The sequence below is a fragment of the Methanobrevibacter sp. genome (genome assembly GCF_045130115.1).
Classification (GTDB): Archaea; Methanobacteriota; Methanobacteria; order Methanobacteriales; family Methanobacteriaceae; genus Methanocatella.
Map to the genome: position 1 here is coordinate 39,776 of NZ_JBGUPC010000049.1, position 13,746 is coordinate 53,521.

Here is a 13,746-nt window from a genome sequence, read left to right on the forward strand (position 1 = left end):
TAAATAAAAATTAGTATCATATGTATAAAAAAATAGTACAATTTTTAAATGATGTTTATAAATATTGACAAATATATTAAAAAACGTTAAAAAACAATACATTAAAGATATATTAAACACGATATAATATATTATCATGAGAATTATTTTAGCGGGAACCGGAAGTGCAGTTGGAAAGACCACAATCGCCACAGGAATAATGAAGGCCTTAAGCGAAAAATACGATGTTCAGCCATTTAAGGTCGGACCGGACTATATTGATCCGTCATACCACACATTAGCGACCGGCAACACCTCAAGAAACCTGGATTCCTTTTTCATGAAGGAAGGACAAGTCAGAGATTCATTTTTAAAGGGAATGGAAGGAAAGGACATTGCAGTCATTGAAGGCGTTAGGGGACTGTATGAAGGAATAGATTCAATAAACGATATCGGAAGCACAGCTTCAGTGGCAAAGGCGCTGAAGGCACCGGTAATCCTAATCATCAATTCAAGAAGCCTTGTAAAAAGTGCAGCGGCACTGGTATTGGGCTTTAAAAGCCTTGATCCTGAAATCAACATTGCCGGAGTCATCCTGAACAAGGTCAAGAACAAGGCACACTACGAGAAAACCAAAAGGTCGATAGAGGAGATTACAAAAACAGAGGTCATCGGCGGAATTGTAAGGGATGACAACATCTCAATCGAGCAGAGGCATCTGGGCCTTGTTCCTGCACGTGAAAGGGAAACCTCAATTAAATTCATTGACATCTGGTCAAAAACTATCCAGGAATCAATCGATTTGGACAGACTGGTGGAAATCGCAAAATCAGCACCAAAAATCACTTCCGAAACAATTCCAATCTGGAACAAGCTGAACAAACAGCCGGTGAAGATTGGTGTCGCCTATGACGAGGTGTTCAATTTCTATTATAAGGAAAACATTGAATCCCTGGAAGCCAACAACGCCAAAATAGAATATTTCTCACCGCTAAATGATGAATGCCTGCCGGACATTGACGCTTTATATATAGGGGGAGGATATCCTGAACTTTTCTCAAAGGAACTGGCCGCCAATTCTCAAATGCTAAAAGATATCAAGCAGTTCCACAACGAGTCCAGGCCTATCTTTGCGGAGTGCGGAGGTCTGATGTATCTCATGAACTCCATTCATGACGATAAGGTGGTTGACATCTACCCATACAAGGCTGTCTTGACAGACCGTGTTCAAGCCCTTAAATACACAATAGCTGAGGTACAGGAAGACAATATAATTTCCAAAAAGGGAGAAGTCTTCCATGGCCATGAATTCCACTATTCAAAGGTCATTGTCAACGAACTTAAAAATCCTCTTGCATTCAAAATCACGAGGGGAAAAGGCTCATACGACCTGCAGGACGGTTTTATGGAAAAGAACACCCTTGCAAGCTATGTTCACACACATGTTGCAGCAATGCCTAATTTTGCAGGTAATCTATGCATTTCAGCCAAAGAATTAGGAGAGTAATATGAAAAGATATGATTTCTTTAATCCGTTGATTGTGGTTGTCGCAATCCTTGCCTTTCTTGCAATGGGCTATGTCGGATCATTCAACTACAGGTTTGAAGATCCGCTTGACGCAGAAGTGATTCTGACAATTATTTTTGCATGCGCCGTTTTTGCAGCCGGTTATCTGGCCGTCAAATACAAGGCAAATATTGAAACAAAAGAAACAAATTACTTAAGTGAAAGACTGCTTTTGATATTGACAATCATAGCTTTAATCCTACAAAGCCTAAATCTAGTGCTTTTAGGTGGAATTCCGCTTTTCAACTCTACCCTAAAGGCAAATGCAACAACAAATATTTGGAGAATTGCATATCCACTCTTTTTGATAACAATAAATTTCCTGCTTGCAAAATACTATGACAGGAAATATCTGATTTTAATTATTATAGGGGCTTTGATATTTGGCCTTAACGGCTACAGAACCTCAGTACTGGGGATTTTAGGCAGCTCCTTTATCACATTATACTATTTGGATAAGATTTCAAGAAAATTCGGAATAGTTTTCATAGCAATAATCGTTGTCGGACTGATGGCTGTCGGCTACATCGCTTCCCAGTCAATTTCAGGTCAGCACTGGACATTGAACCCATTGGAACTCATATTTTATCGTGCTGCATTCACATTGGAAGTGTTTGAAAGAATCCTGCCTCTTGCAGGCACAACCCACGGCAAGATACTGGCAATGATATTCTCATCAGGAAGCCCAAGGACATTCATCGGCGAATATGTCCTTCACTACAACGTATGTCTCACATCAACACTATTCGGCCCGGTAATGCTTGATTTCGGATATATAGGTCTGACAATACAGATGCTCTTTATAGGAGCATTTATGGGATTGATCCATAAAATAAAAAAAGGTGTCGGAATCGGAATATATGCTTTCATCCTGACACATACAATAATCTGGATAGAAACAGGCCCAACAGATATAATGATTTGGTTCCTATATCTGATTGGATTAATCTACATTCTAATGGTGTTGTTTAAAAAAAATACAGGCAGCAATGAGATTTGAATCCCATCACCGAAAACCACAATCCCAACCTATACAAAGATTAGGATAATCAATATAATTAATGAAATGAAGAATACGAATGTTCCTTTCACAATGAAGTCAGCATTTCTGTCTGCATAGAATGACAATCCATAAGCCAGAGCCAGAGCAACAAACATTTCTATTAAACCGGTGATTCCTGAATCCATTTTAAGCAGATTTCCTGCAATGAATGAAATCAAATAGGAAACAACCACTACCATAAGAATCAAACCGATTGGGTTGCTTATGATTCTAAAGAATAAAGAATTTGTTCCGAAATGACTTAATCCATAATTGTTTGCTCTTGAATCATAGTTATACAAGTTTGTCTGTTGGGAATAAGGACTTAAACTGCCAGTGCTCTGTTGGTGACGACGCCTATTCAAAAGTGAAGACAATCCCCTAACCTGTGGTTCATCAACCTGCCTATACAAAGTGTTCTTATAGACATGAGGATGAGCATCTCTTCTCTGCATGATATATTCCATATCGGAAGCGTCATAATTGTATTCAGGGTATTCCTCTTCGATATAGGCAGATGCACCGCCATCATAAGAAGTGTTGTCAAGAGTTGTCTGATTGGTACGGTCCTGATATTTCTTAGCCAGTTCAAGCAGATTGTTTCTGTCAACCAATTTGATGTTCTTTCTGATTGCATAGTTCTTAGCCTGCTCGGAGAAATATGATGAAGTCACTATAGTAACTTTAGAGGCCTTAAGGCTTGCCTGGACCTCTTCCATTTCCCTCAATACATCAACGCCGACCTGAAACTCCTTATCATAATTCAGACATGCTACAACTACCCCAAAGTCCCCAATAGTTGTGGGTAGAATAGCATAGATGTCAATGACTTTCTGTGAGGTTTTAAAATTCTTATAAACCTTAAAACCTGAATCCTCCATTACTTTCGCTATAAAATTAATTAATTGTGGTTTTTCCAAGTTTCCACCCGCATGTATTTTTTTTACAATAATATTATATTTTATGGATTAAATTGTTATTAAAGTTTTTTATAGATGCATTTAATCAATTTTAAAAAATTGCTTAAATCTATTTGTTTTCAATCAAAAAGCAATATCTATGCCAATTTATAAAATCAACATTATTAAATTCAGATAAAAGCAATCAACAGCTTTTTTATGAATTAAAAATAATTCAAAAACAAAAATTATTTAAAAATTAACACCTAATTAATGTATATGAAAGCATTAATCAGTAATGACGATGGAATAACCGCTTCAGGAATACTTGCCTCCAAAAAGGCAGTTGAAAATTTATGCCAAACATATGTTGTGGCTCCTGAAACCCAGCAAAGCGGAATAGGCCATGCATTAACATTATATGAACCATTGAGAGTTAATGAACATATTCTTAAGGATGGAAGCATAGGCTATGGCGTTGGAGGAACACCGACAGATGCGGTGACAATAGCCCTGTTTGAAATAATGGATGAAAAACCGGACATCATGATTTCAGGAATAAATACCGGATTTAATCTAGGCCAAGCCGAATTGACAACATCCGGAACTTTAGGCGCCGCAATTGAAGCCGCCAGCTTTGGAATTCCAACCATTGCAATATCAAAGGAAGTTACAAGGGACGACATCAAGTTTGAAAACGGCCATGTCGAAATCGATTTTGAATTTTCAAAAAAAATGCTTAACAAACTAACTAAAATCGTTTTAAAAAAAGGTTTGCCTGAAGGAATTGACTTGCTGAATGTCAACATTCCGGAAAATCCTTCAGATGATGAGTTTGAAGTCGTCAAACTTGGAAAACGGATGTATACTCCCGTCATTGAAAAACGTCTGGATCCGAGAAACAAGCCATATTACTGGATTGGCGGTGAGCCATATGAGTTTGACGAACCCGGAAGCGATGGTTATGAACTAAAAAAAATGCAAAAAACTACAATAACACCATTAAAAATAGATTTAACAAGTGATATGAGTTTATTGAAAGAATGGTTAAGATAAGATACCTATAAGTTTAAGTCTTTAAGTATCTTTTCCCTTTCAGCCCTAAGTTCGCCTAAAATCTTTTCGTCAGTACATCCGTCTTTTTTAAGTTGAGCTATTGTGCGAGTAATAGCTTCCAAATTGCTTTCTAATTGATTAATTGCCATACTATATACTATAAACATTAAAGTATTTAAAGTTGAAAGACTAATGTAAAAGTAGAATATTCAAGGATTTGAAACAATGAGCGAAGATAATGTAAACAAACTTTTTACTCAATTTAAAAATAAATATGTAAGTGTTGATTTAAGAGGAGATTATCAAACCGAAGGTAAAGTAATAGCTATTGACAATTACCTGAATCTCGTTTTAGAAAATGAAAATGGTATTGAAACACTTAAAGGCGGAAATATAATTTTTATAAGCTTAAAAGAAGATTAGATATTAACTTTAATACCTAATATCTCTTTTTCACCATTAAAGACATCCATCGCTATTTGAGCAGCTCCAATAGCTCCAGAATCAAATGAAATTACTTTCAAGTCATATTTGCCTTTGAAGTATTTGTCAATCTCTTTTTTAAAGTCAAAGGGTTCGGTTGATGATCCGATAGAACCTGTAAGGACTATGCCTTCAATATCGTTTTCGCATACCACATCAAGACCTGCAATCTCCATTGCAACTGTCATTATCAATGTGTCTATTGCGAGCTTTGCCTTCTCATCGCCCTGGCGATAATTGTCCAAAAGCTGATTTTTCATATTGGCAACTTTTCCATCAATTCCGGCAATCTTAACGGCTCCAGCATTTGAAAAGCAACCGTTTGCTGATGCGCCGTTCTCATCAATGTCCCTAATCATTTCCAAGTCAAGCGGTCCATGCACAACGCCCATAGCGCCCAGACATGCATCGATGGCGCCTTTGATCTTGCCGTCTTCGATTAAGATATCCACACTGTTTGAGGAGATGTCGGCAACTATGAAATTGCTCCATCCGGTTTCCTTTACTGCATTATATGATATGCTGACCTTTTCGGGACTTGCCTGGTGAGAATAGGCTGCCCTAAACAATTTATCTAAAGATTCTGAGTCCTTATGAAGGCCCGGAATCATTATTGACGGCAGATTCAATTCTTCAAGCTCATCGAAAACGCTTGTTCCTCCACCGGTAACCTTGCCTGCGCCGTTGATTGATAATATTCCACGGTCCCTGACTTTATCGGTTGGTAAAATTTGGCTAATGCCATCGCCCATTGCGTATGTTATTGCCATTAATTTAACATCTTCTAAATTAACACGTTTTTTCAGTTCTTCTGAGGCAGAAACTAGACCCTGTTTACTTTCCTCCCTTCCGATTTTAAATACATCGACAACTTCCCCCTCATCGGACATTATGCAAAAAGAGATTCCGGTTGTACCATGGTCCATTCCAATAAATACCATTATTACCACACTAAAAAATATTAAAAATTAAAATAAAAAAAGAAAAAAGACGTGTTTAATCGTCTTTTTGTAATCCACAAGCTTTTCTGAGTCTTTCACCGACAATTTCGATTTCCATTTGACTTTCAGCAGCTCTCATTTCTTTTAGGTTAGCGCCGTCGGTAGCGTTTTCATCAGCCCATTGTTTTTTGAAGGTGCCGTCTTGGATTTCTTTTAAGGTTTTTCTCATACCTTCTTTTGCTTCTTCAGTAATGACAGCTTTACCTTTGGTTAATCCACCAAATTCAGCAGTGTTACTTACATCATGCCACATTCCGGCAAAACCTTTTTCATAGATTAAGTCTACAATGAGTTTTACTTCGTGACAGGTTTCAAAGTAAGCGATTTCAGGTTGGTAACCTGCTTCAACCAAGGTAGTGAATCCTGCATTGATCAATTCGGTAAGACCGCCACATAAAACGGTTTGTTCACCGAACAAGTCGGTTTCGGTTTCTTCCTTGAAAGTGGTTTCCAATACGCCTGCTTTGGTTAAACCGCAAGCTTTTGCCATACATAATGCTAATTGGAATGCGTCGCCTGTTGCATCTTGCTCGACTGCAACTAAACCAGGGATACCGAATCCTTCTTCATAGGTTCTTCTAACCATGGATCCTGGTCCTTTTGGTGCAAACATTACAATGTTTACGCTTTCATCAGGTTTGATTAATCCGAAGTGGATGTTGTAACCGTGAGAGAATGAAATAGTGTTTCCAGCTTCAACGTATTCTGCAATTTGATTATTGTACACTTTTTCCTGGATTTCATCAGGAAGCAAAATGTGAATGATGTCTGCTTCTTTTGCAGCATCTTCTATGGTTTTTACAGTCATTCCATCTTCTTTTGCTAAATTCCAGGAACTACCGTTTTCTCTTAAACCTACAATAACGTTAGCTCCACTATCAGCCATGTTTCTAGATTGTGCTCTTCCTTGTGAACCATAACCGATTACTGCTATGGTTTTACCTTCAAGAGCATCTGTAGTTACATCGTCGTCGTAATACATTTTCATTTAAAATCATCTCTTAAATTAATTAATAAAAATTAAGATATCATATAAAATATCACTTAATAATATGATTTTCTATATTAATAAAAGTAACTTAAAAAAAGAAAAAAATTATAGATGGAATCAGTAACCATCTACTAAAACTTTCAACTCACCGGTGACGATATCAATTATGAGACCGTGCACAGGCACATCAGGTATTAACGGGTGGTTTTTAATCTTTTCGACAACGTCTTTTACGTTTTGTTCTTCTGATTCGAATCCGCCAATCCATTCTGCAAGGTCATATTTTGCAATGTCCTCTTCGGCAATGCCTCTTGCAATCATTTTTTCCTTTAAAGCTTCAGCATCAGCACCGGCCATACCACATTCTGTGTGGCCAACAACCATCACTTCTTCAGCACCAAGGTTGTATAAAGCTGCGCCGATTGATCTTATTGCGTCTTCGCCTACAATGGAGTTTCCTGCATTTCTAACGATTTTTGCATCCCCTCTTTTAAGGCCGAGCGCAGGTTCGAAAAAGTCGATTAGTCTGCAGTCCATACAGGTTAGGATAGCTAACTTTTTAGCAGCATGGTGAGACATTTCTTCGCCTTCAAAGTTTTCCACAAATTCCTTATTGTCTTTTAATACGTCTTCTAATATAGTCATAATTTATACTCCCCTTGACATAGCTGTAAGGCCAGTACGGGCTATTCTTTTTATTCCATAGCCCTCTACTAAAGATATGAATGCATTAATCTTTTCCTTATCTCCAGTCAGCTCAATCAGTAGTGTCTGGTCTGTGACATCCAATATATGTGCCCTGAAGATATTTGAATATTGCATTATTTCTGCTCTTGCTTTAGCGTTAGGAATGTTTACCTTGATAAGGCACAATTCCCTTTTAACAGCAGTTTTAGTGATATCTTTAATCTTGATAACGTCAACCAATTTATTCAGTTGCTTTGTAACTTGTTCCAAACCCTTTTCATCCGCATGCACTGAAATGACCATACGGGATTGTCCTTCCACTTCTGAGCTTCCGACAGTTATGCTGTCAATGTTGAATCCTCTTCTGTTGAACATTCCAGCCACTTTCTGCAGGACCCCCGGCTTATCCTCAACGAGTGTTGATATAACGTGATAATTTGATTCCATTTAAATCACATCCTTTTCGAGTTTATATTCCCCGATCATCTCATTAATTCCTGCTCCCGGCGGAAGCATAGGAAGGGCTTCCTCGGAGTCTATTACAACATTTAATAAGACCGGTTCATTATCTTTTATTGCACTTGATAGGGCTTCATTAGTCTCGCCCGGTTTTGTAATCCTAACTGCATTCACTCCAAAACTTTCTGCGAGCTTTACAAAATCAGGACTGTTGCCCAATAGGGTTTGAGAATGTCTGTTATTATATAGTAAGCTTTGCCATTGGTATACCATTCCAAGGGTTCTGTTTTCCAAAACAACGGCAATGACCGGCAAGTCGTATTCACGAACGGTAGCCAGTTCCTGACACACCATCAAGAATCCGCCGTCACCATTGATTGATACAACAGGGTCTTCAGGACAGGCAACTTTGGCTCCAATAGCTGCAGGGAATCCGAATCCCATTGTTCCAAGACCTCCTGATGATATGAATTTGCGCGGCTTTTGGGTGTCAAAGAAATGTGCCGCCCACATCTGATTCTGACCTACATCAGTTGTCAATATTGATTCAGGTGTTAAAACCTCTGCAATTTCCTTTATGACAGTTTGAGGTTTTAAAGGAACATCATCATAAGTTACACGTGGTAGCAATTCCTGCTTTTTGACCTTAATCATGTCTGTCCAATCATTCACTTCGTTTGATGGAGTGTATTCATTCAACACTTTATTCAATGATTTTAAAACATTTTTGGCATCTCCAACAATTGGCAAATCAACTTCCACATTCTTGCCGATTTCAGCAGGATCAATGTCAATGTGAATGACCTTGGTGTCAGGTACGAAACTGTCCAGTCTTCCGGTGGTTCTGTCTGAAAACCTTATACCGATAGCAATCAATAAATCTGATTCGTTAATGTAATCGTTTGAAACTTTTCTTCCGTGCATACCAAGCATTCCCAATGCCAAATCGTCAGTTTCATCAAAAGCACCTTTACCTAAAAGTGAAGTCATTACCGGTGCGTTAATGGTTTCAGCCAATTTCTTTAGCTCACAGCATGCATTGGCTATGATGACTCCTGCACCCGCCAAAATCATTGGCCTTTTAGATTCCTTAATTAAATCGCGTGCCTTCTTGATCTGCTTGATGTTGCCTTTAACGGTCGGATTGTAACCAGGTGTTTGAATCAGGTCATCCCTGAATTCTGTCAATTCTCCTTCCTGAACTTCCTTTGGAACATCTATCAAAACAGGACCCGGCCTTCCAGTTGAAGCAATTTCAAAACTTGATTTAATCATTGAAGGTATTAAATCAGGGTCTTTAGGTTGGTAGCTATGTTTAGTAATAGGCATTGTTATTCCAATAATGTCCGCTTCTTGGAATGCATCATTTCCGATTAAATGAGTAGGAACTTGACCTGTAATTGCCACAATTGGAGAAGAATCCATGTAAGCTGTTCCTATACCAGTTACAAGATTGGTTGCTCCAGGACCTGAAGTTGCCAAACACACTCCCACACGACCAGATGCCCTTGCATAACCGTCAGCCGCATGAGCAGCAGCCTGTTCGTGTCTAACCAGTATATGATTCATGTCTGCATCATATAGCATGTCATAGAATGGTATGGTCTGTCCGCCAGGATAACCAAATATTGTTTTTACCCCCATATTTTTGAGGGATTCTATTATCGCTTCTCCGCCTCTCATTGTAAAAACCTTTTTTCATATATTATACAATAACTTATGAATACAAAAATATATATAATTATTGAAATCATATTAAGGTTAGCAAATTGTGTGTGAAAATATGAACTTTACAAAATATTTATGTCACAGAAAACCGGAGAGAAGTTTCTTCATCAAAGGCCACCAATTTCCAGTTTGCGCAAGATGCACCGGCTTTTATACCGGCCTGGTTGTTTACTTAATCCTAAACATCTTTTACAGGCATCCATATAATCTGGAAATGCTGTTCGTTTCAATGATTCTTATGATCCCTACAGCAATTGACGGATTGACACAATATTTTGGACCAAGAGAAAGCACAAACAATTTAAGATTCGTTACAGGTTTTATTGGAGGCATGGGCCTCATAATCTTTTTAAAAATAATAATAAGGTGGATTATTAATGTTTTGTAGAAATTGTGGTGAAGAAAACCCTGACAATGCAGTTTTCTGTAGAAACTGCGGTGAAAGACTAGAAAAAGAGGAAATCAAAAAAGCGGAAGTAATTGAAAATACCGTAAATACACACAATCAAAGTACAACAACAGGCACCTCCTCAAGCAAGGATAACGACTGGGTTAACTGCTGTATATGCATTGTTGTTATTTTTATTGCATTTGCGATTTTTGGAGCAATATTCCGTATCTAATCTTTTAGATAATAATATAAAACAGCCTTTTGAGCATGCAGTCTGTTTTCGGCCTCATCAAAAACCACTGATTGAGGTCCGTCAATTACCTCAGCGGACACTTCCTGACCTCTAATTGCAGGCAAACAATGCATGAAAATAGCTCCATCATTAGCCAAGCTCATTAAATCAGAAGTGACTTGGAATGGTGCGAAATCTATTTCCCTTTTGGCTTTTTCGGCCTCATCGCCCATACTTACCCAGACATCGGTGAAAACCGCATCGACATTCTGCAATGCCAAGCCGATATCATCAGTTATTGTTATTTCAGTATTGTTTTCATCCGCATATTCAAGGGCGGTCTTTAAAATATCTTCACATGGTTCATAGCCTTTTGGACAAGCAACAGACATGTCCATTCCCAAAAGGGGAGCAATCAATAAAAGGGAATTGGATACGTTATTTCCATCACCGACAAAACAGATTTTCTTGCCTTCCCACTCGCCCAGATGTTCCTTGATTGTCAGAACATCAGCAAGGGCCTGGCAAGGGTGTTCGAGATCTGTCAATCCGTTGATGACCGGCACATCGGAATGTTCGGCCAGTTCCACAACATCGGAGTGTTTGATAGCCCTTATCATTATTCCATCAACGAAACGGCTTAAAACCTTTGCAGTGTCTGAAATCGGTTCGCCTCTGCCCATCTGCAAGTCATTTGAAGACAGAAAGATTGCCCTTCCACCTAACTGATACATTCCAACATCAAAAGAAACTCTGGTTCTTGTTGATGATTTCTGGAAAATCATGGCCAATGTCTTGCCTTCAAGAGGCTTTTCTTCCATCTCACCCGCTTTGATTTTAACAGCCAAATCCAAAATGTATTTAACATCATCCTTGATGTCTGTTATTGATAATAAACTATCCATTATAATCCCCTTTAAATAGTATAAAAAAAGATATTTGTAAAAAATGTATATTAAATGTTTCTATGAAAAATTCAATATCAAAATTGAAGATTTTTTCAAATTATTAACAAAAAAAAGAAAAAGAAATTTAGTTTAAAATTTCTTTCATGTGTTCGACACGCTTGTTTACAAGTTCTGTTGTACCCACATCCCTTCTGTGGTAAACATTACCTTTAACAAACTCGCATGCCTTTTCAGCTATTTTTTCAGCCTCTTCAATGGAATCGCCACTGGCTACAATGCCCAATGCCCTTGAACCTGACAGGTGAATTCCGTCATCTTCCTCGGACACTGCCGCATAAAATACCTTAGCGCCCATATCTTCAATGGCTGCCTCATCAACTTCAATCAGTTCACCGGCATACTGGGTTTCAGGATATCCGTCAGGCACGATGTATTTGCATACGCTGGCCTTGTCTTCGAACTCCACCTCACCAAGATTGCCGTCAACAATGGACTGGCAAACATCAGCCAATGGAGTTTTTAAAAGCGGCAATACGTTCATAGCTTCAGGATCTCCGAATCTTGCATTGTATTCAATCAATTTAGGTCCGTCAGCGGTAAGCATGAACTGTCCATATAGGATGCCTTTGTAAGGTTCTGCCTCTTCAGCAATAGCTTTGAGGGTTGCCTTCATGATGTCAACAGCCTTATCATAATCTTCCTGGCTTAAGAACGGCAGCAATCCTCCAACATCAGAGTATGATCCCATTCCTCCGGTGATTGCACCGACGTCACCTTCAAATGCATGAGGATGGTCCTGTGCTGCAGGCATTGGTGCCAAATTTTCACCGTCACAGAAAGCCTGGATGGTGAATTCCTCACCGATTAATCTTTCTTCAATAATAACTTGGGCAAAACCACCCATTACATTGTCAATAACTTCACATGAGTATTCCTTTGCCTCTTCATTGTCTTTTAGATGGTCACCGACAATTTTTACTCCTTTACCGCCTGTCAATCCAACAGGTTTCACTACAACATCACGGTCAAACTCATCCAAAAATGCTGACACGTCATCTGAGTTGTCAAACACCTTGTAAACGAGTGACCCTTCGATTTTGTAGTCTTCAAAGAGTTTTCTCATAAATGACTTGTCGGTTTCGATTCTTGCCGCACTTTGGGTAGGTCCGACACACTTTATTCCGTTCTTTTGAAGCTCATCCACGATTCCTTTTCCAAGCGGAGCTTCAGGGCCGATGAATGCAATGTCAATGTCATTTTCGACCGCATATTCGGCAACCTTTTCCACTTCCCCTTCATCTCCTTGCTTAAACTCAGCAATCTTGCTCATTCCAGGGTTGACTTTACTCATGTAAACGTATAATTCCACATCATCCTTAAGGGCGTCAGCGATAGCATGCTCACGGGCACCGGTTCCAACAACTAAAACTTTCATGATAAAATTCTCCTTTAATCATATTATATTCCTAAAAATATTTAAATCATTTCAAATTTCTAAGTCATTCTAAAAATCATTAGAACATAATTTAAATGAATGTATGTACTTGCATTCAAAAACAATTATATATTGATAAAATCATAGTATAAATTGGATGCTAATCTAATGAAAATAAAAGGTCCTTTAAGATATAATCGGTGATTAAAATGAACAAAAATATTATTATTGCAATATTGATTGTTATCATCATTGCAGTTGTTGGATTTACTGTTTTCTCACACCAACAACCAGTAACCCAAGATGGTAAAATCAGCACCCAAATCAATTTTTTAAGTCAAACAACCTTAAAAAATGGAGACCAAGTACAATTCGAACTTAAAGATGCACAAGGAGCTGTAATTGCTGGTCAACCTGTTACAATCTCATACAAGGACGGTTCCGGAAATGTCCAAAACTACACCGTCAACACTGACCAAAACGGTAAAGGATACCTCACCCTTAACGGTGAAGAAGCAGGAAATTATGATATAACTGTTAATTATGCTGGAAACGACAAATACAGTCCATGTACTGCAAAACAAACCATAACTATTGAAGAAGGTACCTCCACTGCAGAAGAAACAGTTTCAGGAAACTCAACTGCAAATACCGTAATGTATAACAATGGTACATCCTCTTCATCCTCATCTTCAGATTCTGGCAGCGGTTCCCAACAAACATCATCCGCATCATACTACGATGCTGATTTGAACGTATACTACGATTCAAACGGTAATGTTATTGGCGGTCAAAGTGCTGGATCCAGCATATATGAACTCAGACAACAATATAACAATCCAGATATGATTGATGAAGACGGTAACCTGCAATAAAATTTAAATAAGT

16 protein-coding genes are annotated in these 13,746 nt (G+C 38.4%); 7 read left to right on the forward strand and 9 right to left on the reverse strand.

The window, feature by feature from the left end:
- Positions 1-136 precede the first annotated feature (136 nt).
- A complete protein-coding gene (gene cfbB, locus ACJMML_RS08535; protein ID WP_405306899.1) occupies positions 137-1,486 on the forward strand; it encodes a Ni-sirohydrochlorin a,c-diamide synthase in 1,350 nt (449 codons plus the stop codon).
- A gap of 1 nt (position 1,487) precedes the next feature.
- Positions 1,488-2,546, forward strand: a complete 1,059-nt coding sequence (locus ACJMML_RS08540) for an oligosaccharide repeat unit polymerase family protein (RefSeq protein WP_405306900.1) — start codon at positions 1,488-1,490, stop codon at positions 2,544-2,546.
- Positions 2,547-2,575: 29 nt separating this feature from the next.
- On the opposite strand, the gene ACJMML_RS08545 is transcribed toward ACJMML_RS08540, so the two are convergent.
- Positions 2,576-3,508 (reverse strand): restriction endonuclease, encoded by a 933-nt coding sequence (locus tag ACJMML_RS08545; RefSeq protein WP_405306901.1) that lies wholly within the window; start codon positions 3,506-3,508, stop codon positions 2,576-2,578.
- Between the two features lie 258 nt (positions 3,509-3,766).
- Here ACJMML_RS08545 and surE point away from each other — a divergent pair, with 258 nt between their 5' ends.
- Positions 3,767-4,543 (forward strand): 5'/3'-nucleotidase SurE, encoded by a 777-nt coding sequence (surE, locus tag ACJMML_RS08550; protein ID WP_405306902.1) that lies wholly within the window; start codon positions 3,767-3,769, stop codon positions 4,541-4,543.
- 5 nt (positions 4,544-4,548) lie between these two features.
- On the opposite strand, the gene ACJMML_RS08555 is transcribed toward surE, so the two are convergent.
- Positions 4,549-4,692, reverse strand: a complete 144-nt coding sequence (locus ACJMML_RS08555) for a hypothetical protein (RefSeq protein WP_292600343.1) — start codon at positions 4,690-4,692, stop codon at positions 4,549-4,551.
- A 76-nt stretch (positions 4,693-4,768) separates the two neighbouring features.
- Here ACJMML_RS08555 and ACJMML_RS08560 point away from each other — a divergent pair, with 76 nt between their 5' ends.
- Positions 4,769-4,966, forward strand: a complete 198-nt coding sequence (locus tag ACJMML_RS08560; RefSeq protein WP_292600341.1) for an LSM domain-containing protein — start codon at positions 4,769-4,771, stop codon at positions 4,964-4,966.
- On the opposite strand, the gene ACJMML_RS08565 is transcribed toward ACJMML_RS08560, so the two are convergent.
- The 5 genes from ACJMML_RS08565 to ACJMML_RS08585 all read right to left on the reverse strand — a co-directional run bounded on the left by ACJMML_RS08565 (position 4,963) and on the right by ACJMML_RS08585 (position 9,847).
- Entirely contained in the window at positions 4,963-5,967 is a 1,005-nt protein-coding gene (locus ACJMML_RS08565; protein ID WP_405306903.1) for a methanogenesis marker 12 protein, read from the reverse strand. The genes ACJMML_RS08560 and ACJMML_RS08565 overlap by 4 nt on opposite strands.
- Before the next feature lie 55 nt (positions 5,968-6,022).
- Positions 6,023-7,015 carry a ketol-acid reductoisomerase gene (ilvC, locus tag ACJMML_RS08570; protein WP_405306904.1) on the reverse strand — a complete coding sequence of 331 codons (993 nt, stop codon included), beginning with the start codon at positions 7,013-7,015 and terminating at the stop codon, positions 6,023-6,025.
- Positions 7,016-7,135: 120 nt separating this feature from the next.
- Positions 7,136-7,663: a carbonic anhydrase gene (locus tag ACJMML_RS08575; RefSeq protein WP_296784004.1), complete on the reverse strand. Its 528-nt coding sequence runs from the start codon at positions 7,661-7,663 to the stop codon at positions 7,136-7,138.
- A 3-nt stretch (positions 7,664-7,666) separates the two neighbouring features.
- Positions 7,667-8,152, reverse strand: a complete 486-nt coding sequence (gene ilvN / locus ACJMML_RS08580) for an acetolactate synthase small subunit (protein WP_405306905.1) — start codon at positions 8,150-8,152, stop codon at positions 7,667-7,669.
- Positions 8,153-9,847 carry an acetolactate synthase large subunit gene (locus ACJMML_RS08585; RefSeq protein WP_405306906.1) on the reverse strand — a complete coding sequence of 565 codons (1,695 nt, stop codon included), beginning with the start codon at positions 9,845-9,847 and terminating at the stop codon, positions 8,153-8,155. It lies immediately after the preceding gene.
- 100 nt (positions 9,848-9,947) lie between these two features.
- Between ACJMML_RS08585 and ACJMML_RS08590 the strand changes: the two genes are divergently transcribed.
- Both ACJMML_RS08590 and ACJMML_RS08595 read left to right on the forward strand, forming a co-directional pair.
- The gene (locus tag ACJMML_RS08590; RefSeq protein WP_405306907.1) at positions 9,948-10,280 is read left to right on the forward strand and encodes a DUF2085 domain-containing protein; all 333 of its coding nucleotides are present in this window, start codon (positions 9,948-9,950) and stop codon (positions 10,278-10,280) included.
- Entirely contained in the window at positions 10,270-10,515 is a 246-nt protein-coding gene (locus ACJMML_RS08595; RefSeq protein WP_405306908.1) for a zinc-ribbon domain-containing protein, read from the forward strand. The genes ACJMML_RS08590 and ACJMML_RS08595 overlap by 11 nt, the downstream gene beginning before the upstream one ends.
- Here the strand turns inward: ACJMML_RS08595 and argF are convergent.
- Both argF and purD read right to left on the reverse strand, forming a co-directional pair.
- Positions 10,512-11,420 carry an ornithine carbamoyltransferase gene (gene argF, locus ACJMML_RS08600; protein WP_405306909.1) on the reverse strand — a complete coding sequence of 303 codons (909 nt, stop codon included), beginning with the start codon at positions 11,418-11,420 and terminating at the stop codon, positions 10,512-10,514. The two genes, ACJMML_RS08595 and argF, sit on opposite strands and share 4 nt — an antisense overlap.
- Before the next feature lie 127 nt (positions 11,421-11,547).
- A complete protein-coding gene (gene purD / locus ACJMML_RS08605; protein WP_405306910.1) occupies positions 11,548-12,858 on the reverse strand; it encodes a phosphoribosylamine--glycine ligase in 1,311 nt (436 codons plus the stop codon).
- Between the two features lie 209 nt (positions 12,859-13,067).
- On the opposite strand from purD, the gene ACJMML_RS08610 reads away from it, so the two are divergent.
- Complete coding sequence (locus ACJMML_RS08610; protein ID WP_330026426.1) at positions 13,068-13,733, forward strand: Ig-like domain-containing protein; 666 nt, start codon at positions 13,068-13,070, stop codon at positions 13,731-13,733.
- Positions 13,734-13,746 lie beyond the last annotated feature (13 nt).